At 36.4% G+C, this 26,780-nt stretch carries 28 protein-coding genes and 1 pseudogene; 5 read left to right on the top strand and 24 right to left on the bottom strand.

Annotation, left to right across the window (positions count from 1 at the left end; all coding sequences use genetic code 11):
- Positions 1–179 precede the first annotated feature (179 nt).
- The 10 genes and pseudogenes from MLE14_RS16885 to MLE14_RS16840 form a co-directional block, all read right to left on the bottom strand.
- Positions 180–344, bottom strand: a complete 165-nt coding sequence (locus tag MLE14_RS16885) for a hypothetical protein (protein WP_243299589.1) — start codon at positions 342–344, stop codon at positions 180–182.
- Between the two features lie 90 nt (positions 345–434).
- A complete protein-coding gene (locus tag MLE14_RS16880) occupies positions 435–890 on the bottom strand; it encodes a CBO0543 family protein (RefSeq protein WP_243299590.1) in 456 nt (151 codons plus the stop codon).
- Positions 891–1,275: 385 nt separating this feature from the next.
- Positions 1,276–1,461, bottom strand: a complete 186-nt coding sequence (locus tag MLE14_RS16875; RefSeq protein ID WP_243299588.1) for a hypothetical protein — start codon at positions 1,459–1,461, stop codon at positions 1,276–1,278.
- 132 nt (positions 1,462–1,593) lie between these two features.
- Positions 1,594–2,703, bottom strand: a complete 1,110-nt coding sequence (locus MLE14_RS16870; RefSeq protein WP_243299587.1) for a DUF1835 domain-containing protein — start codon at positions 2,701–2,703, stop codon at positions 1,594–1,596.
- A 377-nt stretch (positions 2,704–3,080) separates the two neighbouring features.
- Positions 3,081–4,157: a DUF4030 domain-containing protein gene (locus MLE14_RS16865; RefSeq protein WP_243299586.1), complete on the bottom strand. Its 1,077-nt coding sequence runs from the start codon at positions 4,155–4,157 to the stop codon at positions 3,081–3,083.
- On the bottom strand, positions 4,157–4,729 hold the full coding sequence (locus MLE14_RS16860; RefSeq protein WP_243299585.1) for a sigma-70 family RNA polymerase sigma factor: 573 nt from the start codon (positions 4,727–4,729) through the stop codon (positions 4,157–4,159). The genes MLE14_RS16865 and MLE14_RS16860 overlap by 1 nt, the downstream gene beginning before the upstream one ends.
- A 281-nt stretch (positions 4,730–5,010) precedes the next feature.
- Positions 5,011–5,115, bottom strand: a pseudogene (locus tag MLE14_RS16855) (GNAT family N-acetyltransferase); the annotation flags it as partial.
- 122 nt (positions 5,116–5,237) lie between these two features.
- Positions 5,238–6,776 (bottom strand): alpha/beta hydrolase, encoded by a 1,539-nt coding sequence (locus MLE14_RS16850; RefSeq protein ID WP_390629086.1) that lies wholly within the window; start codon positions 6,774–6,776, stop codon positions 5,238–5,240.
- Positions 6,777–7,148: 372 nt separating this feature from the next.
- Positions 7,149–9,242, bottom strand: coding sequence for a peptidoglycan D,D-transpeptidase FtsI family protein (locus MLE14_RS16845; RefSeq protein ID WP_243299583.1), 2,094 nt, complete (start codon positions 9,240–9,242; stop codon positions 7,149–7,151).
- 139 nt (positions 9,243–9,381) lie between these two features.
- A complete protein-coding gene (locus MLE14_RS16840; protein ID WP_243299582.1) occupies positions 9,382–10,011 on the bottom strand; it encodes a zinc dependent phospholipase C family protein in 630 nt (209 codons plus the stop codon).
- 176 nt (positions 10,012–10,187) lie between these two features.
- Here MLE14_RS16840 and MLE14_RS16835 point away from each other — a divergent pair, with 176 nt between their 5' ends.
- Positions 10,188–10,907, top strand: coding sequence for a vanadium-dependent haloperoxidase (locus MLE14_RS16835; protein WP_243299581.1), 720 nt, complete (start codon positions 10,188–10,190; stop codon positions 10,905–10,907).
- Positions 10,908–10,916: 9 nt separating this feature from the next.
- Here MLE14_RS16835 and MLE14_RS16830 read toward each other — a convergent pair whose 3' ends face one another.
- The 4 genes from MLE14_RS16830 to MLE14_RS16815 all read right to left on the bottom strand — a co-directional run bounded on the left by MLE14_RS16830 (position 10,917) and on the right by MLE14_RS16815 (position 13,720).
- The gene (locus MLE14_RS16830) at positions 10,917–11,288 is read right to left on the bottom strand and encodes an MmcQ/YjbR family DNA-binding protein (RefSeq protein WP_243299580.1); all 372 of its coding nucleotides are present in this window, start codon (positions 11,286–11,288) and stop codon (positions 10,917–10,919) included.
- 51 nt (positions 11,289–11,339) lie between these two features.
- Positions 11,340–11,888, bottom strand: coding sequence for a GNAT family N-acetyltransferase (locus MLE14_RS16825; protein ID WP_243299579.1), 549 nt, complete (start codon positions 11,886–11,888; stop codon positions 11,340–11,342).
- Between the two features lie 74 nt (positions 11,889–11,962).
- On the bottom strand, positions 11,963–12,703 hold the full coding sequence (locus MLE14_RS16820) for a hypothetical protein (protein WP_243299578.1): 741 nt from the start codon (positions 12,701–12,703) through the stop codon (positions 11,963–11,965).
- A 114-nt stretch (positions 12,704–12,817) separates the two neighbouring features.
- Complete coding sequence (locus MLE14_RS16815; RefSeq protein ID WP_243299577.1) at positions 12,818–13,720, bottom strand: phosphotransferase; 903 nt, start codon at positions 13,718–13,720, stop codon at positions 12,818–12,820.
- A gap of 346 nt (positions 13,721–14,066) precedes the next feature.
- On the opposite strand from MLE14_RS16815, the gene MLE14_RS16810 reads away from it, so the two are divergent.
- Complete coding sequence (locus tag MLE14_RS16810; RefSeq protein WP_243299576.1) at positions 14,067–14,483, top strand: DUF1284 domain-containing protein; 417 nt, start codon at positions 14,067–14,069, stop codon at positions 14,481–14,483.
- Between the two features lie 118 nt (positions 14,484–14,601).
- Here the strand turns inward: MLE14_RS16810 and MLE14_RS16805 are convergent, their stop codons facing one another.
- The 7 genes from MLE14_RS16805 to MLE14_RS16775 all read right to left on the bottom strand — a co-directional run bounded on the left by MLE14_RS16805 (position 14,602) and on the right by MLE14_RS16775 (position 21,664).
- The gene (locus tag MLE14_RS16805) at positions 14,602–15,375 is read right to left on the bottom strand and encodes a tyrosine-protein phosphatase (protein ID WP_243299575.1); all 774 of its coding nucleotides are present in this window, start codon (positions 15,373–15,375) and stop codon (positions 14,602–14,604) included.
- 146 nt (positions 15,376–15,521) lie between these two features.
- Positions 15,522–15,950, bottom strand: a complete 429-nt coding sequence (locus tag MLE14_RS16800) for a hypothetical protein (protein WP_243299574.1) — start codon at positions 15,948–15,950, stop codon at positions 15,522–15,524.
- 556 nt (positions 15,951–16,506) lie between these two features.
- Positions 16,507–16,881 (bottom strand): DUF3888 domain-containing protein, encoded by a 375-nt coding sequence (locus MLE14_RS16795; protein ID WP_243299573.1) that lies wholly within the window; start codon positions 16,879–16,881, stop codon positions 16,507–16,509.
- Positions 16,882–17,105: 224 nt separating this feature from the next.
- Entirely contained in the window at positions 17,106–17,318 is a 213-nt protein-coding gene (locus MLE14_RS16790; protein WP_243299572.1) for a hypothetical protein, read from the bottom strand.
- A gap of 258 nt (positions 17,319–17,576) precedes the next feature.
- A complete protein-coding gene (locus MLE14_RS16785) occupies positions 17,577–18,428 on the bottom strand; it encodes a hypothetical protein (RefSeq protein WP_243299571.1) in 852 nt (283 codons plus the stop codon).
- A gap of 159 nt (positions 18,429–18,587) precedes the next feature.
- Positions 18,588–18,863, bottom strand: a complete 276-nt coding sequence (locus MLE14_RS16780) for a hypothetical protein (RefSeq protein ID WP_243299570.1) — start codon at positions 18,861–18,863, stop codon at positions 18,588–18,590.
- A 302-nt stretch (positions 18,864–19,165) separates the two neighbouring features.
- Entirely contained in the window at positions 19,166–21,664 is a 2,499-nt protein-coding gene (locus MLE14_RS16775; RefSeq protein WP_243299569.1) for an NEW3 domain-containing protein, read from the bottom strand.
- Positions 21,665–22,203: 539 nt separating this feature from the next.
- Between MLE14_RS16775 and MLE14_RS16770 the strand changes: the two genes are divergently transcribed.
- The 3 genes from MLE14_RS16770 to MLE14_RS16760 all read left to right on the top strand — a co-directional run bounded on the left by MLE14_RS16770 (position 22,204) and on the right by MLE14_RS16760 (position 24,647).
- On the top strand, positions 22,204–22,554 hold the full coding sequence (locus MLE14_RS16770) for a YkgJ family cysteine cluster protein (RefSeq protein WP_243299568.1): 351 nt from the start codon (positions 22,204–22,206) through the stop codon (positions 22,552–22,554).
- Between the two features lie 109 nt (positions 22,555–22,663).
- On the top strand, positions 22,664–23,323 hold the full coding sequence (locus MLE14_RS16765) for a potassium channel family protein (protein WP_243299567.1): 660 nt from the start codon (positions 22,664–22,666) through the stop codon (positions 23,321–23,323).
- Position 23,324: 1 nt separating this feature from the next.
- Positions 23,325–24,647 carry a TrkH family potassium uptake protein gene (locus MLE14_RS16760; RefSeq protein ID WP_243299566.1) on the top strand — a complete coding sequence of 441 codons (1,323 nt, stop codon included), beginning with the start codon at positions 23,325–23,327 and terminating at the stop codon, positions 24,645–24,647.
- Between the two features lie 55 nt (positions 24,648–24,702).
- On the opposite strand, the gene solA is transcribed toward MLE14_RS16760, so the two are convergent.
- The 3 genes from solA to MLE14_RS16745 all read right to left on the bottom strand — a co-directional run bounded on the left by solA (position 24,703) and on the right by MLE14_RS16745 (position 26,749).
- Positions 24,703–25,833 carry an N-methyl-L-tryptophan oxidase gene (gene solA, locus MLE14_RS16755; RefSeq protein WP_243299565.1) on the bottom strand — a complete coding sequence of 377 codons (1,131 nt, stop codon included), beginning with the start codon at positions 25,831–25,833 and terminating at the stop codon, positions 24,703–24,705.
- 94 nt (positions 25,834–25,927) lie between these two features.
- Entirely contained in the window at positions 25,928–26,350 is a 423-nt protein-coding gene (gene fosM / locus MLE14_RS16750) for a FosM family fosfomycin resistance protein (RefSeq protein WP_243299564.1), read from the bottom strand.
- A gap of 243 nt (positions 26,351–26,593) precedes the next feature.
- A complete protein-coding gene (locus MLE14_RS16745; protein WP_243299563.1) occupies positions 26,594–26,749 on the bottom strand; it encodes a hypothetical protein in 156 nt (51 codons plus the stop codon).
- Positions 26,750–26,780 lie beyond the last annotated feature (31 nt).

The following is a 26,780-nucleotide window of genomic DNA, read 5'->3' as shown; positions in this document are numbered from 1 at the left end:
ACGGAGTTCGGATCTCTTTTCAATTTCCCCATTGAAAACACTCCTTTAGCTTTATACTTATTATTCTATCAAATAAAAAACTGTGTGAGTAAGGAACCGTACGTATTCCTTACTTACACAGTTTATATTACACTCCCGGGGTTCGTTTTTTTCTGTTCAGCGATTTATGTATCTTTCCTCTATTGATTTCTGTTCTTCACAGCTTCATTAGTTGAACGTGCATTATTTAACCCTTTATCGCTAAATGCGTTATCGCTATTTAAATGATCTTCAATTTGTTCACTATCCATATAATCCTTTATACCAGGTTTTTTTCTATGTATATTTTTGCCGTCCTGTGACATTACGTTTACCCTCCTTTTTATTTATTATCTGTTGCCGGCAAATTCTTATACTAAGGCTAATAAGAGGATAACCATTCTTTCTTTTCCATTTCACAATAAATTAGCGTTTTCTCCTCTATTATTGTTAATTTCTTGAAAGGAATTCCTTCGGCTAAACCAGTGAGCAAGTAAATACGTTGTAGATAAAATAAAAAATGAATATGTATACGCCCAATCAATTTTCTTATACAAATCAATACTAGCTAACAGTGGCAGACCAACAAATGCACCAAATCCACCGTAAAAAATTGCTTTTATAAATGGATTTAATCGAGGTTTAAATTGTAACAACAACATAGTTAAGACAGGTAAAACGGAAAGTCTGAATGAAAAACTCACGGTGGCTACAGGTATCACTTTTACTGGGTACGCCCACTTTCCCATACTAACACCAATCGCATCCAGAATTTCAGATATTACCATGACTAGTAAACCAGCAGAAAATAGACGGGCTGAATTTTTACGGTCGCGAAATATCACCCAAATAATCCAAGGAACAATCATCATAGCCAATGCTATCCACCATTGCCACGTAAATAAGAAACGTTCATAACCGATTCAACAGTTAGCTGATTGGCTTCAGTAATTTTTTGAACCGCTTTTTCTATTTGATTTAGCCCTTGCTGGTAAGTCATTGATTTACCCACCTTCTTCACTTTGTTCATTGGCTATTAGTTTTGTTCATTGGTCCCTATACTATACAATCCCTTTAGCGAACTAACTTCCAACAAATAAAGCGTTAGTCCTTTATTAGATCAACGCACCCCATAAGATTAGCCATGTTTTTTTCAGATCTTCACCTTAACCCATCCACATCGCCCAAACAAAAAAGGAAAATGATGAAATGGGGACACCTATAAACAAACTTGAATAAACATAGAAAAGAGACGTTTTATCTGGTATTTATGAAGATGATAAGAAACAAACTGATACTCATTAAAGTCAGAACCGTTATAACTACACCTAGCCCTAGTTCAGGGTACTTCTCATTTAAAAAATAAGTGATATCTTGAGCGTAAATTCCCATAATAGATGCGATCACCAAACCAACGATTGAAAAAACATGACGTATAATCATTATTTAATCTCCCTTTATTCCTCTCTTTAGAGTTTCTCATTCTTCCATTAACCTGCTTCTTTATGCAATAATTTCACCAAAATGCGTCACTTCATCTTGAATCAATTCAATCGTAAATCGCGAGGGGAAGAATCAGAGAAGTTTTACACTATAATGTCTCATTGATTTGGGTATTCCCTTTAACGCGAGTACTCCACTGTATACTAAATGCCGAATCCGATATTCTAAAAAGAAAATATTTATATACGCATTCATTTGTTTAACTATTTCTCCAATTACACTTCCAGTCTGAATAAAATCTTTTATTCCCTGCTTATGATGTAGCTTTTCAATTGTTTCAATGATGAGTGGATCATAATGATATTCTGGTACACCTTTAATTTGATTGTTTTTCCACAAACGTAACACTTCTTTTGTTTGGGAAAGTGTTTCCCATTCCTTATGAAATTGATTTCTCTTTTGATCTGATAAGGGTTTCTCTTCTTTATTATTTTCATAGATTATTCTTAATTTTTTTGGCTCTATTTGACTTGTATGGAGAAAAGATTGATCTTCTTCGGTTGCACAAAATCTCTCATTGAGTTCAGTTCCGTTTATAAGAAATATCTCATTAGTCTTGTCTCTCAATAAATAGAGGAAAAAACGGAGAACTGTTTGTTCATCAGCATTATTTCCATACCATATATAGATTGGTACATGATTTGCTATATCCTCAATCTCACGCAATGTATTGGTATATTTATTTTCATATTCATAATCTTCCTGCTCATAATTAATATTTTCAAATAACCATTCATTTCGATTTGATTGACCTATTTTTTCATGTAATTTCCACAATGGTCCAATCGAAAAAGAGTCTGGAAATCCAATTACTGTCTTTGGTCTTTCAAGTCCTACTCTTAAAGAACCAGCTGCAGATTCAGACGTAACGATATGAACCGCACCAAGTTGATTCCCCAGCCCATTTAAATGTCGATATTTTTGAATATGCTTATTTATTTCCTCCACCATCTTGTTCATGTCATCCTGATTTAAATAAAACGCTCTTCCTTCATCTGGCTTTCCTTCACTGTAGTTAAACGTTTCAAAATCATCACGATGATTGAATTGAAATGTCTTACACATGCTCAAGTTACTCAAATCCGAAATCGTTATATAATTTTGTATTTCGATCCGATAAACCAAAACGACATTGGGTTCTATTAAAAAGTAGATAAATGGGTGTTTGACTTTTGTTTTCATTGAAATCAACTCCTTTTTCATATCTCCTGCTGTTCTTCAAATAACCTGTACCGTTAATTTTAGATCTAACAAACCAATTTTAACATAATATTCCAGTCCTGAGATCGAGTTTGTATGAAACATGAAAAAAAATCATCTGTGATACAAAATATTCATTGTCATATCTTCAATTCTAGCAATGCTGCCATAAGTGCCATGCAGTCGAGTTTTTCGTATCGGGATTAGATACAGGGTTCTCTCTAAAAGCAGCTTCATCCAAGTTATTAAACAACGCATCTTCTTACAATTAACATATTATTTACTTTGGTTTTGTATTTGATCTTAAAAATTTATAAAAAACAAGACGATACTCCATATTGGAGGTACCGTCTTGTTTTTTAGTTAATATCTTTACTATCTTTATCTCTAATGACAATTTTATAAGGTGTATCACCAACAATATCTTTTAAGTCATCTGATTGCAGGAAATCACGAATGACAGTTTCGATATTTTTTGCTAGTTCAGGTGCTTCGCTGTCTGACTTATCTATTGTTGTTGTTATAAAAATGTTCATAGTACCTTTCTTATAGGAGTACCCAACGCCTTTAGTTTTGTACTCTTTTTTACTTAGCATGCCTTCCCAAATAACTGGCAGTATATCACTAGTCCATTTTTGCTCAATTTCCCTTTCATGAACATTAAATGGGTGGAATTTAATCGAAACTTCTTTTTGAATATCCTGCTTTTTAATACCTTCAAAAATTGCCTTCTCGATTTCCTCCGTTCGTTTTTCTGTATCTTCGATGTCCACATCTAACCTAATAACTTTAGCATCTGGACCCGTATAGCCGCTACCGTAATTATGAATTTTATAGCCCTCTTGCTGCAATTTGGGGACAACCTCTTGCAATACATCAAGCGAAAGCTCGATATCTCGATATGAAGGATCATTTGCTGGATCAACTTCAGGATCAATTGTCCTCTCTTGCTCTACTTCAACCTTAAAATCATCGTATCCTCTGGAAGAGATAACATCTTCTGTGATTTTTTTAATTTCTTCTTTTACTTGATTGTAATATTCCCCTGATCCTTTTACTGTCACATAATAAGTTTTCTCTCGAACACTATATCCTGTCCCGACAATATCATAGTTTTTATCCTCGAGTTTCTCCCGTAAAACCTCATAAATTGGCTTTTGTTCAAAAATTTTACTTAAAAATGGGATTTTGGAGGCTACTTCTGCCATTGTTGGTGAAACAAATGCAGATCCGATAAAGAGCCCGAATAAAACTAAGCAAGAAACAATCACATAGGATATTTTCTTTGCGAATATATTGCGCTGCATCTTCTCACTCTGGATACTATTTTCTTTATTAATATTTTGGTGGACTTTATCTTCAATCCGTACTGCTACTTGATCATTAAAGTAATTATTCCGGTAATGTTCATATATCTTTTTTAGCTCTTTTTCCACTAAAATTCATCTCCTTCCATCGCTTGCATTCTCCTCTTCAGTATATCTCGCCCTCTAGAAAGCCTTGTTTTTACGGTATTTGAATTTAACTCAAGTGTCTCGGCAAGTTCATTAATTTTTACATCATAAAAATAATGGAGCACAATGACTTCCCGATATTTCATCGGCAAATTTATGATTGTTTGCAGGAGCTGTTCATTCCGGTCAGCTTTAAGAAAAGAGGATTCAGTGCTTTCAGTTCTCTTGAAATTTTCAAGGAAGCTACTTTTTAACAGCAGTTGCTTCAAGCTCTTTTTCTTTAAAAAATCTTTGGAAGTATTAACAGTAATGCGATATATCCAGGATTTTAAAGACGCCTCTCCTCTGAAACGGCCTAGATATTTATAAGCCTTTAAAAAAACCTCTTGTGAAATGTCCTCTGCCAAACCTCTATCCTTCACAAAAGAATAAGCAAGCAGGTAGACCTTCTCGGCGTAGAGTTCCATTAGCTGCTCAATTACTTTTCCTGTATCTTGATAATCGATAACGATTTCGTCATTTGGGTAAATTGCATGCAATTCTTTGTTTCCCACTGTGGTACCTCCTTTCATCACTCTTTAGACATGAACAAATAATAATTGGTTTCATTTTTTTAATCTCATTATTTAATGTTAAGTAACCCATTTTTGTAAGTTTGTTCAATTCACCTGTTTCATTAGTAAAATAACTTTAGCGAAAAAAGCGTTAACCCTTCATCTTTTTGGATCAACGCTTCCCTTTAATTTAATAAATATCATCTCTTAAACGGTAATACTTCGTCCCTAAATAAATTCTAGCAGGACTTTTTTTATATGCCATTTTAGCTTAAAAAGAAAAAATGGTTAAAAAATAATTTTGGCAGCATATCAGATATATTTCTTCCGCCCCAGTACTCGTTGATGAATGGAGATAATTTATAGTAGTCTGAACGAATTTCCACTTCAATCACGTCTTATTTAAATTCTATTAACTAATCTACTAATCAAGCTAATCAGCTGAGCTCCTATTTTCAATACGGAAAATCACCCATCATATACGAAAGATGGGTGATCAACAAGTTTTTTATTCACTTTTATCGGGTTTAGACTTTACCCACTCAGCTATGTCATTAATTACATATTCCGGAATGTTGGCTGGGGAAAGATACTCAAACGGTGTGCTGATGTCCCCTTCACCTTCTGTAAAGAAATGATTTAGCTTTTGGTATAACCGATATTCAACGTTGTCCCGATGAGAAAGTTCCTCTTTCCAAATAGGAATCTCGATGTCTGATACCACTTGGTAATCTCGCTCTCCTTGAATTATCAGCAATGGTTCATTCTGTTCCTTTGCCATCTCGGCTGCTTCAATATCATTAATCGAATCCCAAAACATTGCCTGACCAAGCTGAAATTCTTCAGGAGGATTTTCTCCTGAGAAATCCGGATCATTTAACATTTCAAATTGGGCAGTAAAAAACTCATAGTCCTCAGGTGTAATTTGGCCAATTGAAAGAAGATATTCAAATTGATCAAGAACAACATCCTGAATAGTTCGTGCGGGTCCGCCCATTATGATGGCACCGGCAATATTTTGCCTTTTATCTTGATTGATCATTTGAGGCACCATCATACCGCCTTGGCTGTGACCCAGAATATAAATTTGCACATCGTCTATTTTTGCCTCTTTTTCAAGTAAACGTGTTGCTAGAATGGCGTCATCTGTTGTTTCTTTATCAACTGTATGATTTTGATCAGCTGTTGTTTTTACTGTATGTTCAAATGTCCGTTTGTTGTAACGTAATACAGCAATTCCTTTTGAAGCAAGACCGTGCGCCAGATCGCGGAATGGTTTTAATGCATACGCTGTTTCATCTTTATCACTTGCACCTGACCCCTGGACAAGAACAACTGCCGGAAATGGTCCCTCTCCTTTTGGAATCGACAGCGTTCCAGGCAGCGCAAAATCTCCTTTTCCTATCACAACGTCTTTTTCAGTAAAGGAATTACGATTACTGTATACAGGGTCTGACGCAACCGGACCCATAGACGTATTTAATAGAAAATCATCCACTTTCTTATTCTTGTCTAATCTAAGTGTAAACGGAACCGTTGCTTTCTCGAATTGAAGCTCAACTTCTACATTAGTATGGACCCGGTTTGATTCCTTGACTTCAACTCCCCCGAAACCGATAAATGACCCTGCCTGTGGTTGTAATTGTTGTTTCAGTGTGGTCCAGTAGATTTCCAGCCATTGTTCGGAGATTGATTTCTTCAAGGCTTGAGATGACAACTTTAAGGCTTGTTTATAGTTACTCGCTTCCATATTAGAAACAAATTGAACTGCATTCTGTTCGAAACGATTTTGAGATTTATTGGATTCTAAGATGTGGCCTTTCCCAGTGAGCAGACTTTGCTCTTGAGGAACACTCATGGGTATACTTAGTAGATTATGAGCATTAGGTATACTCATCGCTTCAGAACTTTCAACTAGATTCATAATTTGGTTTGTTGAACTAGAGCTGCCAGCTGGTTCCTTTCCCATCGCCATTGTAGGAATACACAAAGAAATGATTAGCCCGATTACAGTCCATTTTGTTCGTATTGGATTTTTCAAATGAATCTCTCCCTTTGTTCGTTATTAGGATCCTATGATTCTCATAAATTACGTACGTTTTTGTTAATAGAATGTTTCAGCTTTTTTCCCTTTTCTGTATTTTGCATTTAAAAATGCTGATTATGGCTGTATGTGATATGCATGTAAAAAAGCCTGGATTATACAAGTCATGCTTAAAACTTGTATATTTCAGGCTCTTTCATTTTATTTGAAAAGGCGTCTCCAATATGGATATACGAACAAAAAACCTGAAGTGAGTGCCTCTTCACATCTGGTTTTTTGTTTTTAAGGTGTTTCCAGTGCTTATTGAATGATTTCTTCTTCTGAAATTCCGTGTTCATTTTCCTTACGAATTGTTTCATGCCCTTCTTGTATTCTTCAATATTCAATGCCTTGAACAGGCTCATTTTCACTGTCCCGGCTTTGTTTTAATTCGAAATAGGCATTGAATACTTTTTCTCCGATATCTAAATTCATATGGTGACCGGATTGTATAGTGCCTTGATAGGCGGATGGAACAACAACGGCAAACGCTATTTCAGGATTATCATAGGGTGCATAACCGACTAATGAAAGATTAGTAGTTGGAACGCTTTTTCCTAAATCTGGGTCATAGACAAATGTCTCGGCCGTTCCTGTTTTTCCGGCTGGTTCATATGGAAGATCACGGAAAGACGCTCCGGTACCTTCCGGATGATGCATAACCTGATAAAACCCGAATTGTACCTGATCTATTTCTTCTTGTGTCATCGTTAAGCGATTTAGCACTACTGGGTCAAAGGTATCCAGAATCGGTCCTAAATGTTCTTGGTCTAAGATAGGTTCTCTTACTTCTTTGATTAACTGCGGTTTCATCCGATACCCATCATTTGCGATCGTCGAAACATATTGGGCCATTTGCAGCGGTGTATAGGTATCATAATTTCCTATTGAAAAGTCTAATACTAAACCCGCACCAAACTCACCTTTGAATCCTACTTGCTCGTTTGGCAAATCAATCCCCGTCGGTACTCCAAGGCCAAATTGTGAGAAATTTCTTCTAAAGATATCTAATGAATCTTCTCGCAGATACAATGGCTGGTCATATTGATAGTTTCCATCTCCAAGACCGATCGCAATTTTATACATAAAACCGTTTGAAGATTTGTAGATTGCCCTAAGATCATTGATACTTCCTAGAGGTCTTCCAAAGGTACTTTTAGGATCAGTAGCTTTAATTTTAATCACTTCATCGACTAAACTTTCCCCAACTCTTAGGACACCCTCTTCATATCCAGTTAATACTGTTGCACCTTTAACAGCGGAACCCATAACATAGGAGGTTGAAATATTTCCTAACGCGAAATCCTGCATCTCCATTTTGCCGGTTGTTTCATTCTTTTGATACAGTTTTCCCGCTATCGTCAGTATTTCACCGGTGTAAGGATCCATAATCACTACAAACGCACGATCTAAATAATCAGTATTTGAATAATTATTTCTTTTTGCAATTAGTTCTTCTTCTATTATTTTTTCAACTTTTTGCTGAAGCTCCATGTCAATCGTCAGGATTAGGTCTTTACCCCGTTCCCCTTCAGAAATCACTTCTGTATCTATAATGTTTCCATTATTATCAGTAACGGTTTTAACCTTTGCCTTTTGCCCATGCAAGAGGTCTTCATATACTTTTTCTATGTAACTGAGTCCAACGCGGTCATTTAAACTGTATCCGCGTGACGTATAATAGTCTTTTTCTTCTTGCGGAATTCCTTCTTCAGCAGACGATACTTTTCCTAATAAGGATTTCAATGTATCACCAAATTTATAGGATCTTTCCCAATCTGTTGTTGTATCCACACCCGGAAGAGCTGCTAGATTTTCACTGACAACTGCGAATTCTTCTTCAGTAACGTTTTCATTCTTAACAATTTGTGGGGTGAGAGCATAACCCCCAATAAACTCAAAGTAGATTGCAGCGACTTCTAGTTCTTCTTTCGTAAGAGACTTAATGTGATCGTCAGTTACTCGTTCCAACTGAACCTGATAAAGGCTATTAATCTTTTTGTCTTTTAAATCCTGACGGTCCTTTTCCGTGATAAGGGCCTCAGCTTCGTCCAGATGGGTCATCAGCCAAAAGTCTTTCTTTTCCCGCTCAGTTAAATCATCAGTATCTTTTTCAATCAGTAACGCCAACCGTTCCGCTACCTCAAGCATCTTACGCTGATCAGCGTATTGTTCTTGCGTATACGTGATCGCATTAAGCGGAATATTATCAACGATTATCTTCCCGTATCGATCAATCATTTTCCCCCGCGGTACGGAATTGTTTACCGTAATTTCTTCTGTTCGTTGAATAGCTTTCGAATACGTTTCCCCATTTACGATTTGAACAACGCCTAGTCTAAAAATGAGAACAGAAAATAACAAAAACACACAAAAGAATATAATATTCAAACGAAAGGGAATATGGGTTTTTTGCTTCTTTTGACCCATTGGCTTTCACACTCTCTCTAAAAATTGTTAATTTCAGTTTTATAAACCAATTTTAACATAATATCCCAGTATTGGGTCAAAATTTTCTGAAAACAACAAAAAAAACAATGAAAAATGACTTTCATCACGACCTTTCTATTTATGTTGAAGAGCTATTTACCATAACTTCAACATTAGTTACAAAATCTAAACTTTCATTTACTGACTTGTCAATATACTCAATAATTTCACTATTGTCATTGTTAAAAAGCTCCAGTTGCTCATTCATTAATTCTTCATTCATTACAAAGTCGTTGGATATCAATTGAAGTAAAACTGGTATAAACTTGGTATCGTAGCCTTCTATATCTATATTTGGAATGGTGTGCTGAAGAAATTTCAAGGAGTAATGTTCGATGATTCTTCCATTTAATCTTTCAAAATCACTATAACATGTATGTAATTTTTCTTTCCATTGCTCTGGCGATAAGTAATCGACTTTTTTAAAATACATATCTAACCAAACTTCATCAGAAATTAAGTGACATAAATACCCAAGATAAAACGGTTCATTGATCACATCCTTATATGTTTTATAAAATTTTATGTAATCTACGTGTCTATCTTTAGCACCATTTCTATCTTTAAAATGTGTCAAACCCTTGGGAACCCCCATTAGTCCATGTATATCCGGGGCTATTCCTCCTAACATAAATTCATTTTTATTTTTAATTTTCATTTTGTCAGCAATTATGGATGAAATACAATAATGCATAATTCTTGAACCCAAATATGCTCACTCCGTCTCTTTAGCTCATTTTAATTTTTAACATATCATTCCAATCGAATTCCCTATATTCTGAAAAGAATGACAAAAAAGATCATCTCCCACCGAAATGATTAACATATATGATTCCTCTAAATCATAAGGAATTAGAAGGAACATACTAAGGGGGTTTATGCATTATGCGATTAAATTACAGAAGATGGTCAGAACATCCATATGAAGGAGAGCAATTCCCCCCTGCCAATAATTCTTCAGAAGTAGGATACTGGCCAATGTTTTTTATTTCAAGGGTTGGAGATCATACATTTTTAGATTCCTTTGGTCAACGTATCCATTGGGAAATTAGAAATCCCCGTAATATTGATTGGGAAACAGAACTAGTCATCGTAGAACAAACACTGTACTCTTTAACCCCTCAACAAAAACAAATCGCACGATATTGGGGAACAGGTGAAATAACAGAGCATATCAGTCACATGATTTTCGACTTAGCTCGAAAGTATAGAATAGGATCACCGAATATAGCAAGATTACTAGGATATGTTCACGCTTCCATAAATGATGCATTTGTCATGTCCTGGTATTTTAAATATCTATGGGATGTAGCACGTCCAAATCAATATGGCAGAAACCTATCTACTGTGCTGTTTACGCCACGTTTCCCTGCCTATCCTTCTGCTCATGCTACTGTTGCCGGGTGTGCAGAAGTCATATTAAGCTATTTCTTTCCGAGAGAGTCATCTAGACTCATAGAGTTAATGGAAGAATGTGCTCAATCTCGTTTGTACGCTGGTGTCCATTTCAAAGTAGACAACGAAGAAGGCCTAAGGTTAGGCAGACAAATTGGAAAGATGGTTGTACAGCTATTAAGACAGCAAAACATATATACTTCTCCATAGAAAAAAGGATTATTTCTTATGCAGTTCCATCCATTCCCTTACCAAACGCTTTGGTGCCGCAAGTAAATAAGCTTCTTGAATCAGTTCGGTCAGTTCAACCCAGTTTTCCTTACGCGGATTGCGTATTGATACCCAGCCATGATGCCCTATATAGGGAGTTTTGAAGAAATACTCTTTCTGCAGCAACCATTCTTGCGTTTCTCGATTGGATTTGAATGACAGACTGGAGCCTTTCTCGCTTTCACCTAATCTCACAAAGGATTTTCCATTGATCTGAAAGGTAGTGTGACCAAAACCATCGATATGCTCAACAGCTTCAGGCAAAGCAAGACAGACATTCCGTGCACTTTCGAGCAAACCTAACTCTTCTTGTGAACTCATACATTTCACCTCTCTATACTCTTAAATATTGCCTTTGTAATATAAGATCGATTATCCTATGGAGTTAATAATCCCATAAAGAACTAGATCTTCATATCGATTTTCTTTCCTCACATGGTCGATTAATATCCCTTCTTTTTTCATGCCTAACTTTCGCATAACTCTTCCTGAAGCTGGATTTGAATTAAAGTGACGAGCAAATACCTTATGATATTGCTTTTCATCAAATGCAAATTGTAATATAGCTTGCGCTGCTTCTGTAGCATAGTCATTTCCCCAAAATTCTTCGCCAATCCAATAAGCCATTTCACCATTATTAAACTTGTGGTTGTTAGTTAGCGCTATTGCCCCGTATAATTCTCCGCTTTCCTTATCTGTTATGGCAAATTCAAATAATTTATTAGCAATAAAATGATCAAGATGGTGTTCAATCCACGATAAAGCATCCTCTATAGAGTATGGATAAGGCAAGTACAATGTATTTTTATAAATATTATAGTTATTACAAAGCTTAGTTACTGCTTCTGCATCAGATTTTTGAAACAGTCTTAGGACTAGCCTTTCAGTGGTAATTGTTTTATTTTGATGATTATATATCATAAGATATCCTCCCTGCACCTACATAAAATAGTTATTCCTTCTTGTAACCAACTGACCCTTTAGATGAACAAGAATTAAAAATGAAGATTCTTTTTATCTGCTTTGTTATCAACCCTTGTGGACACGTCCACTTCTATGCATTCCAATTCATAATTGGATAGGAGAGCCTCTACTATTTCTTTGCTTCCTCCCAGCAGGGAGAAATCCGAATCAAAATCTGTGTGCAAACACCAACTTTTGTCCTCAGCCCACCAATAACTTGGTGAACCGAATCTTCTTCCATCTCCCATTTCATACAACTGGAAAACATCTTCTAGTTTTCCGTAATACAACTGTCCATTTTCAATTTTTCCAGGAAAGCTATGAACTATTTTTAATAAATGATATTGAAAGTAGCATTGGATTCCTTTCGTAAAGGGTTTCAAAACTGAAACAAGTTCACGAAGCGTTTTTTCATCAATACTTCCTTCCTCAGGAATAAATAAATACCTTGGAATTCCACCTAATAAATGTGAAATTGTCCAGGTGCTTATCTCTTTTGTATAATGAAGTTTATATTTTTCAGCTAATTCTTTTAAAGTTAGCCTCTCACCAAAAACAAATTGTACCGGTTCATCTGGATTACACTGACTCCACAAAAGAGATTCATCTTTTATCGTCGAATCGAGATAGATTGGGTGCATAATCTTACAATAATGATTATATCTAGCGGGTAATAAATTCGAAACTTTACAACCTTTCCAATTTTCAAAATCAATACTTTCTTTTTCCTCTTGGATCCATTTGAATTGGTTAAAATCTTTTAGCTTTATCATTCCTTCACCTTTAAAAAATCTTCATTATTTAACGACCCATGCCCCGTTACTTTAAGAGGAAACAACATCCCTATTTAAAGGAATGCACGGTTAACGCAATATCTGATGTCCAAATCAAAGTTGTTCAAAGCACTCATATATTGAAGTAATCATTTTAGGAATCCATGAACGAGTCACTGGAACCTTGTGTATGCCTTCTTGGCAAACCCAACAAAGACCACGAATTAGCCAACATATCCCCCCAACTTGAATTTGCCATTCAATGTCATCAATATTGTCTAGCTCGCTGTATGCTCCGATTACGACCGACTTTTCAATACCACTTCCCTCTGCCTCGCAGATTAAACAATAGAGGTCACCCAAATGTGGACTGAGATAAGCGTTTGACCAATCAATCGGGACGATTGACTCATTAACAATCATGAGATTCTTGGCGTTGTATTCGTTATGAGTAATGGTTACAGAGGATCCCCCATAAAGACGAACAAGGTGTTTCGGTAGCTTTTCCAACCAAGACCTTAACAAATCAAGTTCATCATCCGAGTATAATACGTGACTTTCTATGATAAAATTTAAGTCATACAATACCTGCTCTTGTCGCTTGTAATACTCGCTGTAAACCAAGGACTCTAGGGAACCTAAACGGCTTCTAGCCGTATTTCGTATCTCAGCTAATGTCCGAGCAGCATTTGTGAAGTGTTTTGCAGTCGGTTTCATTTCAACTGTAGTTCGTCCGAGATCTTCCATTAAAAAAACATTACTTGTAGAGTTTTCATACGATTCGTATAATCTCGGACAGGGTAGATCAAGTGGCTCTAAAATGGATTTATATATTTTTAACTCTCCCGCCATTGATTCATTTCCTAACTTTGCAACGACCGTTTTACCAGATTTAAGAGTAACACGCCAAACATCAGATAAATTCCATTGACGCAAAGGCTCCCATTTCACAGCTTCTTCTAGCATGGAAAAGTAGCTGATATACGGGATCCACTTTGATGGGACTTCTTGTTTCATAGATAGTTCACCGCCTTATCTTACAAAGCTCGATAAAGTCTATTGTATAAAGTTGCTTCATTTATTTTAGATCTACAACACAATTTTAACATAATATTCCAAACAAAAATTCCTGTTTTCTGAAAATTATCGACTAAATAAAAAAGAACACATAAATTACGATTTTCATGTGGTTATAAATATCAATATTGATACAAACCTTCGCATAAATCACTATTATTCTTATTGTCTTTCCCTATCCTGCTAACCAACTGTAATATGTTATGATCAATTAGATGCAATAACTGATTGTTTCTTTTAATTAACATATAATTTAATAGAATGGGTCGAACTGGAGGGGGAAATTATGTATAAGCTGCGAGGCCATCATCTTTTTTGCCTTTTGGGATATCGAGGAATGGGCTATTCTCAAGAATACGTAGAAAATATGACACGTTTGCATCAAACCTTGCGAAACAACCCCAAGACGCGGATTCAGCTTGTAAAGGGACCTGATCATTTATGTGAAAAGTACCCTAACTCAGGTGAATACCACTGCCAAAATGACAATATTTATAACAGAGATGAGGTTATTTTAAAGAAGTTGGGGCTTAGTATCGGGCAAATTCTTAGATGGGAGGACATTGAGGCTGGTATCCGAAAGAATGCCGTTCCATCCGATATACAAACCGTGTGTAAAACTTGTTCTTGGCGTTCATACGGAGTTTGTGAAGAAGGTATTCAAGATATCATTGATGGGAAGGGCTTAAGGGAAGTTAAATAAGTCCTTCCGTTTATAAGAGTTTCACTAACCTTCTTCATTATTCAAAGATTCTTCGTAAGAAGACGTTTGTACAATAAAAGCGTTAACCTTTTCTTCTAGATTAACGCTGCCCAGCTGCTTACTCTAATAATTGGCTTTTAAGTACTTTTATATCTTCTTCTGAAAGATTCAACATCTCCTTTGCATATAAATCTATATTTCCATATTTAGTATCTATCCCATCTAAAAAGGCATGTATATACTCTGCTCTAGCCTCAAACAAGGCATCTAATACGTCCTGATCGATATTTGGCAGGTTATTATATCCAATCTCTGTAAAATTTTCTGCCATTTGCTCCAGTGTTTCGTTTGTATACAAGTAGTCTTCTAGGATTTGTTCACGGGGAACTCCTAAAATACTAAGAATCGCTGCAGCTACAGCACCAGTTCTATCTTTTCCTGCCATACAATGGAAAAGTAATGGCTGACTCGGTTTAGTTAAAAGAACTTTATACACGTTTTGGAAAGCACTCTTGTAGGTAACCATATGATGATTCAAATTCATTAAAAGTTCCCCTGGTTTGGTATTCCTCAGCTGGTCTGCAAAATCAGTATCGTCTCCAACCTGTCCTAACATCTTTTCTTCTGAAAGGATTGGTGTGTGATGCCAAGTAATATCATCAAAAATCGGATCTGGGAATCTCTCAACCTCGTCCATACCCCGCAAGTCACAGATTTTTTTGATACCCAATTGTTTGACAATTTCCCGGTCGGCTTCTGTCAATCTACTTAAATTTCCTGAACGAAATAACATTCCTGATTTTACCGTACGACCATCATTTGTCTGGTAGCCACCTAAATCCCGGAAATTAAAGCCGCCCTCTAATTTAATCTCACGTAATAGACTTTTCATATTTTACCTCTGCAAATAAGAATTTTTATATAACTTTAGCATCACAAATTTATCATACAATAGAAGTCTATTATTATCAAAAGAGTACAATAGTCTATTTCCAATGTAATAAATAAATTCTTCATTACTGAATAGGTATAAACTGACTATTCATTATGATGGTTAATTAAAATTTCTTTGCCATTTTTGGTGCGGATTTTAATTCCAGATATAAAAGGTTCTTTTAGTGAAATTTCCTTTTTTGTCAAATCTTTTGTGCCGAAAATCACATAACCTCTGACTATTATGTAGCCCTCATTTATACTTGCCGATGTAATTTTGCTTTCTATCAGATTGTCATTAATCCAATCAGTTAAAACAATTCCAATAGAGTCCTCATTCACCTCTATATTTCCTTTGTTGTTAATGAAGAAACTATATTTTATCTTTTGTTTATCAAATGTCTTATCAACATCACCTATAGAGATTAAAGCATTATCAATAAATAAATCAGCATTTTCTATTTCCTCATAGGTTATGTTCGCACAACCAGCAAGGTAAAATAAAGTGAGTACCAGCATAAATAATTTTTTCACTTAAAGAACCCCCGAAATTAATTGATACTGCAGATTCAAATCTTTTTTCTCTTGTTAATTGGTGTTTGTCTCTTTGGATATTTACTTATATTATTATCATTCTTATAAATTCGATATCCTATTTCTATAAAAACGAATAAATTTTTATTTAACATTTGACCATTGGCTTGGTCACTTCAAAAGTAAAGATAGTTATTTTTTCAACATTACTCAATAATTTCTATTTTTTTCACGGTAAAATCAGTGTAGTCCCAAACATCTTCACTTGTCCTGTCAATTAAGGTCACTTTTACTTTTTGACCCATTTCAAAATCAGATGCATGTCTGTATCTTATTGGCCTACAAAAATCAAATTTTTATCAATTTTTGTGATTTCCACTGACACAGTAAATTCATTAGAATAAGTTGAGCATCCAACTAGAAAAACCAATAATGCAAAATATAAAATTCTCAAGTTCTCCCCTCCCCTAAAGAAAAATCTACTCACCTAATGTATCCACTAGTTGAAACAGAATGGGAGTTGTTGTCAGTTCAATACCATTTTTTGAGATAAAACTTACGGTATATCGAATTTATGCCACTCACTCTCTGGTATAACTTTATTAAAATAATCTGTAGGTTTTACCTTATCGTCCTTAATTTTAAAAGTTATAATCTCTTGCATATAAGGGGGATTATGCGGTCCTTGGAAGGTTACCACTTGAACTGTAACGAAAAAAGCATCATGATCTCCTTCATCCTGAGTCATGTCTAATATTTTTTCTTTGCCTCTAAACCAATCTGCACCTACAACTGAAAGAATCGGTTCCTGTAATTGCTTAATGAGAACTTCTTCGGACAAGTCTATAGGCAATTCAAAAGCACACGAATTATTGGGAGAGCTTGTTTGCAAAAATCCAATGATCATTAAAGATATTAATAGCTTTTTCATATAATCACCTCAGTGATAGTATGTGTTCTTTCACTAAAGGTATTTAAAAATTCTTATTTATCTAACCAGTTCACTAGTAAAAATCAACAAAAGTGCTTATTTAGCGTACTTGTTCATGTTGATTTTTTTTTTATATTTCTTTTCAGTAGCTTCTCCTGAACCTAATAATAATGCCCCAACGATTATATGAATTTTTTATCAAAATCGATGCATAAGAACGAACCCTATTCTGTTTTTTTTACATAATCTTGAATCTGATGCTTTTTCACTGGATTTTTTAGTATATGTTGGTTTATTTCATTAAGTAAATACACCCCTCTAAATAAACATCCGGCAACAATTCCAAAAGCCATAATTCCTCCATAAATTGGACCCATTGTCGAAAGCAATAAAAACCCTAAAAATGTACTTAATACAATAGATAGAATTAATAACATATTTTCCCCCCTTTTATTTCTGTATTTGTAACTTATCTCTTTTGTTGGTTCAGGTAGCTTTAACCAATAACGAAGTCCTTATCCAGCAAAAGGTTCATCATTATTTCTCGGAATTACATGAAAATAACTACTTTTTCAACCATCCTGCAATACGTAGAAAATATAATAGAAACTATTATTAAAGAAATTAAATATCATTCTAATCCCCCTTTTAAGTTTTTTTATATTTGCTAATAAAAAGCAGCGGAGTGGCTGTTTTTATTTAGAAATTGTAAATTCTAACAACACCTGCTCCATTTCATCTAAAAAATTCGGTTCTTTCCATAACGTAACCGCTTTAAACTCTCCATATTTTTCAATCAATAACTCTATGACTTTATAACCGATATAATAACCAAGCCGTGTATGACTAAATTTCGTACCACCGTTAATGGAAAACCATTCTTTCTTAATCTCTGCATCTGTTAGTATCAGCAGATTTTCTTTAAAAGTAGTTATAATTTCTTGTTGGTAATGCTTCGCAAACTGGAGCCATTCCTCCCCATCATCATCAAAAGAAAAGCAAACCGCTTCGTCAGCCTCTGTAATCTTCCTAGAAAAATACGTAGCACAGCCTTCTTGCAACAACCATGTATACGGATGAGTCCAATTAAGCTTCGACCAACCCATTTCGGCTTGATCCGATATTAGATTATGAAGCACGTGCCCAAACTCATGTGCAATAATCACTTTTAAATGCTCAACCTTTGAAGAAAGCTTCTCTAAACAGAACGTTACATCAGGTATAATTTGTCGATGAGTAAACGCATTAGATCCATAACAGCCAACAATAATATGAACATCCTTTATAAATTTTACATCATAGGTTTCTTGGTAAGCTGCCACAATTTCATGTATTAAAAGTTCAATTTTTTGATTGCACTCTTTAATCTCACTCATTTTCTCAGGATACTTTTGAAGGGCAATTTTCATTTTCTCTTTGATGTTCTTACAGTGATATAAGAGGTATTCTTTGAAGTGAGGAGAAAACTTTTCATGATAGTGTTTTAGAAATTTCTCCGTAGGTTGGTAGTATTCTAAAAAATAAGGAACGGTGTTGTAAATTTTCATTTTTATCGCCTCATTTGTACAAGAATGATTAGTTCAGAATTGAAAATTTTATTATGACTGAACCATAATTCGATATTAACATAATATTCCATTTTCAGGGGAATTTTCTGAAACGTTATACAAGAAAATTAGATCGATAAATCTAACGAACTAATCACTTTACAAGTTGATATTTGTTTTCTTGTAAAAAAATAGCGATTGGAACATAAATGCTGCAGATTGGCACATAAACGGTACGGAACGGCACATTAAGAGTACGGTGCTGTAGATAAATGATGCGAGCGGCACATAAACGGTACGGAACAGCACATATGTGGTCCGCAGCGGCACATAAACGGTACGGAGCAGCACATATGTGGTCCGCAGCGGCACATAAACGGTACGGAGCAGCACATATGTGGTCCGCAGCGGCACATAAAGTATACGGAGCAGCACTTAAATGATGCGGAGCGGCACATAAGCGTCACGGAGCGGCACTTAAGTGTCACAGAGTGGCACATAAGTGTCACGGAGCGGCACATAAGTGTCACGGAGCGGCTCATAAGCGTCACGGAGCGGCACATAAATTAATGTAGAACGCACAAAAAATGGCTCGATCAGAATTCAATCGAGCCATTTTCTATTACATTTCAAATGATTTTGAAACACAAGAACCGTCCCCATGTTTCACTTGTTTCACCCTTGTTTCTGAAACAGAAGAACCGTCCCTCTGTTTCACCCCTCTGTTTCACCTCTGTTCAATAACTGATTAGGTTCGTAAAGATTCGGTAGGCGCCTGGGACTTGGCTTTCCATTTGTCTATAGAAGACTAAGTTGGTGTAGAGGTAGGTTCCTTGGCCATATTGGGCTAGGAGAATGCCGCTTTCGAATGGGGCTTCGCCTGGGTCTGCCATGGTTAGGAATGTTTCATAGTTGGAGTCCCACTGCATTGGGAAGTACAGTCCTCTTTCCTGAACCCAGTTGGCCCAATCATTTTCTGTAATCTGATTCGGATAATTAAAGAGTTTATGATCCGGTTTGGTTACGGTAACAGCGGCATTTTCATCGGTAACGCGCCATCTAATTGAAGGACTCCCGATCGTGATTGGGTATGGCGCTGTTTCTTCAATATTCCAATTATCATCTGGTTTATGATATTGAACCACTAAATGCCCGCCATTTTCAACATATTCTAATAATCGGTGATTATTTTGGGCAAGGTCTTCTCTTGATAGATAGGCCCGAATCCCAGTTACAATCGTGTCATACTGAGATAAGTCTCCTGATGATAAGTCTTCTTCTGTCAATTTCGTAACATCAAATCCTGCATTGATTAAGTAGTCCGCTACTTTATCAAATCCGCTTTCTACATATCCGATTTTTAGATGATCTGGCTTTAATAATTCAAAAGCTACTCCATTGATGACCGAAGGATATTGGTAATACGAATCTTTAATATGATCATAAGAAATCTCTTGTACAGTAGTATTAAATGTTTTACCGTCTGCTATTGCTAGAGCTTCAATTTCAAAATCTCCCGCTTCGATATGTGCTGGTGGAGTTAGGTTAAAGGTCACTTCCTTTTCCTCAAATCTTTCTGAAAAGGTTAGTTCGGTTTCAACCGGGTCGCTTGACCAGCCCTCAGGGAGATTTAAGGAAATCGTTGCATGTTTCTCTCCAGCAAAGTAATTTTTCACTTTAACAGTAACAGGGATCTTGTCTTGAATATCGGCAGTGTTTACGATCACATTTTGCGGAGTCGGAGTTAGGCTTAATTCTGGTAAAACCGCTACCGTTTCTTCAAGCTCCTGAACGGATTCAGTCGTGTACCCGTTTTCTTTAAAAGCAATTTTGCTTTGGATCGTTGGCTCACCATACGGGTCAAAATAATCAGCTTCATCAGGAACCTGAATGTCAAATACAATGGTTTCAGAACCACCTGATTTTAACTTCGAGATGGTTTCAGTACCACTATTTTTCCAGCCTTCAGGTAAAACAAGAGATGCTTGGACTTCATGGATGTCCTTTTCACCATTATTGGTGATGGTCATGGTGACCTTTGATTTCTCACCGCTAGTCAATACATAAGAATCAATGGTTGTTTTCACTTCAAGACTAGATGAGACAAAGCTTGCCTCTTTTAGCTGTTCAGCCTTGATTTCAAGCTTATGGAGCAAATCCACTTTAATGTCTTCATTTAATTCAGCTTTTGTCACTAAAGCTACTAATCTTTCCACATCTTTTAATGCGTTTTGAACTTTAGGCAAGATTGCTTCCCGATTTGGATAAAGTTCCACAATTTCATCTAAGTTCCTTTGAAGTTCAACCAATTGGTCCTTTAGTTCCTCCTGTGGCACAACCTCGGCCCAGTCCGCAAGATTATATGGGATACCAGCAAATAAATCAGGATTATTAGCTGAATCAGTTGCTTTTACAAGTTCAATTTTAACTTGTCTAGGTTCAGCCGGAATATCATTACCCATACCCTGGCTCTTGTGCATATATCTAGATTCCTCACCAAGCTGCGGATAAGTCATTTGATAAATTGGATCATAAATCCCGATTTCAATCGAGGTGGATTTCTCTGGAACTGAGTCTGAAGCTGCAGGTAAATAGACCTTCTTAATTTGCCAAGGTGTTAACCCTTCCTCGAAATGTTCTGGGAATACCGCTGGATCAGCTGCATCTTCAAATGCTTGTAAAGATAAAATGGTTATAGCGCGGTGATGCCCGTGCTGACTATCTACATTTCGGAATGAAGGCATAACAATATCCGGCTTGTACGTTCTGATAAAACGAATAAGCCGTTCATAGGTGACATCTTCTCCCCATTTTTCAAGGGTTTCGCCAGGTGATTTTGAAAATCCAAAGTCATAGATCGCATCGGATGTAGTGTCACTTAAATGATAGGCTTTTACACCAGTAATTTTGGCTGCTTCAATCATTTCATTGGAACGAATAATCCCAAGGGCATTTCCTAGTTCTGTTCCAATTTCATTTTGGCCGCCTTCCCCCCGATTGGCGATTAAGCTAGCTGTTTTGACACCTAGCCCCCTTGACAAGTAAGCAAGAAAATCACTTCTTTCATCATCCGGATGTGCACCCGTATTTAAAAAAGTAACAGTCGTACTAAGAGGTTTCAACACGTTCCAAAGCTCTGCATCTGGTTCCTCGTCCGTTGCAGAAACCCCTTGAAAAGGCGGCAGAAAAGCAACTAATAACAAGATTGATACTAAAAGCTTACATATCTTTTTCACCTATGTAACCCCTTTCATTAATTGTTTTTACAAATGAAAGTTGCCCTCCTTCCTTTATATAGTTTGTTAGTTAGGATTACTAACTTGAGTGCATCATACCACTTTTTCTGAATTATTTTAATATTACAAATGTAGCATTTAAGGATAGGTCAATAGTTATATTTTCAGTTACAAATCAGTTGTTTAATCAGGACTGTTTTCCTATTGTAATGCATCTCCCCACTTCCAAGAGTTATTTTCCTCCTACCGAAATTACACTGCCCTCTGCCTAAATTAAACTTCCCGCTACCGACCCCGTAAATTCCATCATACCGAGAGTAAATTTTAACGGTTTCGAATCGAAAATTGGTTAATTTGTCTTCAAAAAAAATAGACTGTAACTCCAAATAAATGGTATAATAAAAGCATCTAGGAAAATATTCCATTTATATTTGAGCCACTAAAACTGTTTAGATGTTTTGCTAAACAGTTTTTTTGTGTTTAAAAATGGGTGAACAAACCGTCTAAATTACAAATTTTTATAGAAGGGGCTGTGTTTGATGGAGTCATTACCTTGTTTAGGATGTAAAGGGTTGTGTTGCGGCCCGGTTCCTGTCACTGAAAACGAGCTGAAAAGAATTAAAAAGAAAATTAAAACTATGCCTTCAAAAATACGTTCAGAGCTTGAAAGTCAAAATAGATATTTTGGAACCTGCATTTTCTACGATATCAACAAAGACAGATGCGGCATTCATTCGGTCAGACCAGAAATCTGCAAAATGTTTGGGTATTACAAGGAACTTGTCTGTTTTCGAAATCCGGAATTAGCAACGAAAAATATGGAGCCATCTGATTCTAAAGAACATACAGGAATGTTAACGATTGATTTTACATGGGACGATTTTAAGTAACAATTTTATAAATGATCACCTACCACGGGGAGTTCCCTGTGGTTTTTTATTTGTGTATTTTGCTCCAAATTTTTGAAATACTAATCAAAAACTAAGAGGGATAAGAAAAATGAACAAAAAATCATTTGCTGTTTTCGGGTTGGGACGGTTTGGAGGCACCATTGTCAAAGAATTTTATGATATGGGCATAGAAGTGATCGCAATCGATAAAGATGAGACTAAGGTGAATGAGTATTCTAAATATGCTACCTACGCTGTATGTGTAGAAGTCATTGATGAAACAACGATCAATGAACTTGGAATTCGCAATGTCGATCATGCCTTTGTTTCATTTGGGGATAATATGCAGTCCAGTATATTAACTTCATTGTTATTAAAAGAATTTGGGATCCCGAAGGTGTGGGCCAAAGCGCAAGATGATCGTCATGCAAAAGTTCTTGAAAAAATTGGAGTTGACAGAGTAATCCATCCCGAACGTGATGTGGCCAGAAGGATCGCCCATCATATTGTATCCGAGAAAATGATCGACTTTATCGAGTTATCCAAAGAATTCAGTATCGTGGAAATTGTGGCAACAGATAAGATCGTGGGACGAAGCTTAGGTGAGCTAAATATTCGGGCACATTACGGATGTACAATTGTGGGTATACAGCGTCATGGATCATTTATCGTTTCTCCTTCTGCTGAGGAAATCATTCAAAACGGCGATGTGTTAATTGTGATTGGGCATAATAATGATATCGCTCGATTTGAAGACAAAGGTGTCTAATATGAAAGGTAAATATATAAATCTAAATCCTTCCCAGCTGCTTGTATTGGTATTTATATTTTTTATTATTATAGGCGCATTACTGCTTAAACTGCCTTTTGCCACTGCCGATTCTATCAGTTGGATAGATGCCCTTTTTACAGCGACATCGGCTATGACAGTAACTGGTCTAGCGGTGGTGGATACAGGAACTGCCTATACCCTTTTTGGTCAATTAGTCATTCTTATGCTTATACAAGTTGGCGGCTTAGGAATAATGTCATTCGCCGTCCTCATTTTTATTGTTCTCGGCAAAAAAATTGGTTTCAAAGAAAGAATCATTGTACAGCAAGCTCTCAATCAAACCTCCCTTGGCGGAGTGATAAAATTAGTAAAAAACTTATTTATTTATTCCCTTACCATTGAACTTATTGGAATGATCCTTCTCGCAATGAGATGGGTACCCGAATACGGTTGGGACAACGGAATCTATTATAGTTTTTTTCACGCTATTTCTGCTTTTAATAATGCTGGGTTTTCAATTTGGCCAGATAGCCTGATGAGGTATGTGGGAGACCCAGTGGTAAATCTAGTTATCACTTTCCTATTTATAATTGGTGGAATTGGATTCACAGTCTTGTCTGATATACGGCACAAGCGGAATTTTAAAAGACTCAGTCTACATTCAAAATTAATGATTGTAGGTACGATAGTACTTAATTTGTTCGCACTTATCGTTATTTTCTTTCTGGAATCCAATAATCCAAACACATTTGGGACGTTGCCATCTTTGGGAGATAAAATGTGGGCAGCCTATTTCCAGGCAGTTACGCCGCGTACAGCTGGCTTTAATTCTCTTGATATTGCAAGTTTGCATGAAGGCACCATTACACTTATGCTTCTCTTAATGTTCGTAGGTGCAGGGAGTGCTTCGACTGGGGGAGGAATTAAATTAACAACATTCATTGTCCTTGTTTTATCCGTTTTAACGTTTCTAAGGGAAAAGCGGAATATTACAATTGGAAAAAGGACGATTAAAGATAAATCCGTTTTCAAATCTCTGGCGATTTTGACAATCAGTAATTTGTTTATCTTCTTAGCTGTTTTTTTATTAAACATTATCGAGCCAATCCCCTTCTTAAAACTGTTATTTGAAGTTATTTCTGCTTTTGGAACCGTGGGTCTTTCTATGGGGATTACGGCAGATTTATCTGTGATTGGGAAATTCATTATTGTTCTTGTCATGTTTTTGGGTAAATTAGGACCTCTGACCTTGGCATTTTCACTAGCAAGACCAGAAACAGAAAAAATAAAATATCCGAGTGAAGATATATTAACGGGTTAAAAAAAGGATTGTTTCGGCAATCCCTTTTCTCATTGATACAGATCGCCATCATTTCTCACTTTATGAAGCGGCTCATTGCAAATGGCGAAAGATCGATTTTGGTTTTCCCTGAAATGATTAATTGACTTAAAGCCTCCCCCACCGCACTGACAAATTTGAAGCCATGACCTGAAAAACCAGCAGCAATTGCAACATTTGGATAATCAGGATGTATATCAATTACAAATTTTTCATCGGGAGTCAGTGTATATATACAGGTTTTTCCGGTTTTTAAAGTTTTGGTTCCAGGCATAAAATTATGCAAAAATTGCACTAGATCCCCTTCATCTCCTTGGTTCTCCCCAAATCCCGGGATGGATTCGTCGGGATTGATACGTTCTCCCCCGTCATGTCTGCCGACTTTTAATCCGGAGCCATTAATACTCGGAAATCCATAATAAAGACCCAAGGTGGTTTCAAATGCAAAAGCTGGGAATGTTTGATGGCGGTATAGATCTTCCTCTGCTTCAAACCAGGCAAATGTTTTTCTTACCGGGGTAAGCGGAAGCTGCAATCCCAGCTTTGAAAGAAGACTTCCCGACCAGGCTCCGGCTGATACCACTAATGAATCTGAGGTAAAGGTCTCGTTGTTGGTTTTAATAGTCACGCCATTGTCATGAACAGACATTTCCTTTACTCTGCTGTTGGTTATAATAGTTGCTCCTTCTTGGTCAGCCAGTTCGCGATACGCCTCAATACAAGCCTCGCTTTTTAGCACGCCAGATGTCGGTTCAAAGCAGCCAATATAATCTTCGGGTAATGAAATACCGGCCCAGCGCTTATTCACTTCATTTGCATCAATAACTTCAAGCGGCAACGAGTAAGTCTTAGAGCTCTTAATTATGTTTTGGATAAACTCGGATTTTTCTTCGCCAACATTAAGAACCCCTGTTTGCAGAAATAATGGTCTTCCCGTCGCATTCTCTAAGTCCTCCCATAATTTTTGAGCTCTCAGAACTAACGGAACATATTCTTCTCCTTCCGCATAGGCATATCTGATGATTCTCGTATCGCCGTGATGACTTCCTCGATTATGGGGAGGGGTAAAGGTATCTAGTAATAACGTACTTTTACCACTCTTTGCTAAAAAATAGCCTGCTGCCATCCCCATAGAACCTGCACCGACAACAATTACATCATAATGCATAGTAACTAACCCCCGATTTTAAATTGATAGTTTCTAACTTAACATTAGCGAGGTGAATTCGGCAAGAACGTACCGCAGCTTCGATAGTGAGTTCTTAATCATAAAAAGTCATATGCGTCTTGTCTTGGCGGTAATAATCGAGCCGATCCTGAAGAGTACCGGTATGAAACTCAAATTTATGGCCATCGGGGTCTGTAAAATAGACTGATTTTTTATCCCTGTCATCCCTTGTCCGGCCTGGAAGTATATGTACATCAAGCTTTTTCAAATTTTCATAGATTTCATCAAAGTCTTTATCCTCTACCGAGAAAGCAATATGTGTATAGGAATGGTGAATTTCCTTGCGCGGAATATCTTTTTCTTCGTTGAGGGCAAGCCAAAGTCCGTTCAAATCAAAGTAAGCAGTGGTTCTGCCTTTCACCAGCAGCTTAGCACCAAACACCTCTCGATAAAAATGAATCGATTCTTCTAAATTTGAAACCGAAAACAATAAATGATTGATTCCCTGAATTTTCATTGTACCACCTCTACCCTATTTTACCATTTTAAAAGCTAGGTTTATCATTAAGGGATAGTATACAAGACTTTCTTTTGTTTATCCTTCCTTTTAGGTTCTTTAAAACACACCTGCTTCCGTCCTTTAGAGACCAAAATTCCTTTTTATCTACTTTTGTCCATAATCAACTGAATCGATCAAGATAAATCATAAAAAAATAGCAGCCATCCTTTTAAAAAAATGCTGCTATTTTTCCATTACCTATTAACTTGGGTCATTTTCATCTAATGATAAAGTCGTTACGCTCGTATATTCCCCTCTTTCAATTTCTTCAGGAGTTGCATCCTTTTGTAACTGATCTTCTGTGTTCATGCCTTCTGCAATGGTTGGTTCATCTTTTGCATGGTCACGTTTTTTCATGTAAAAACACTCCCTTCACGTGTACTTTTCC

This window comes from Bacillus litorisediminis, from assembly GCF_022808645.1.
Classification (GTDB): Bacteria; Bacillota; Bacilli; order Bacillales; family JC228; genus Bacillus_BF; species Bacillus_BF litorisediminis.
Note: the sequence above shows the minus strand (reverse complement) of the source record. Positions and strands in the feature narration are given on the sequence as shown.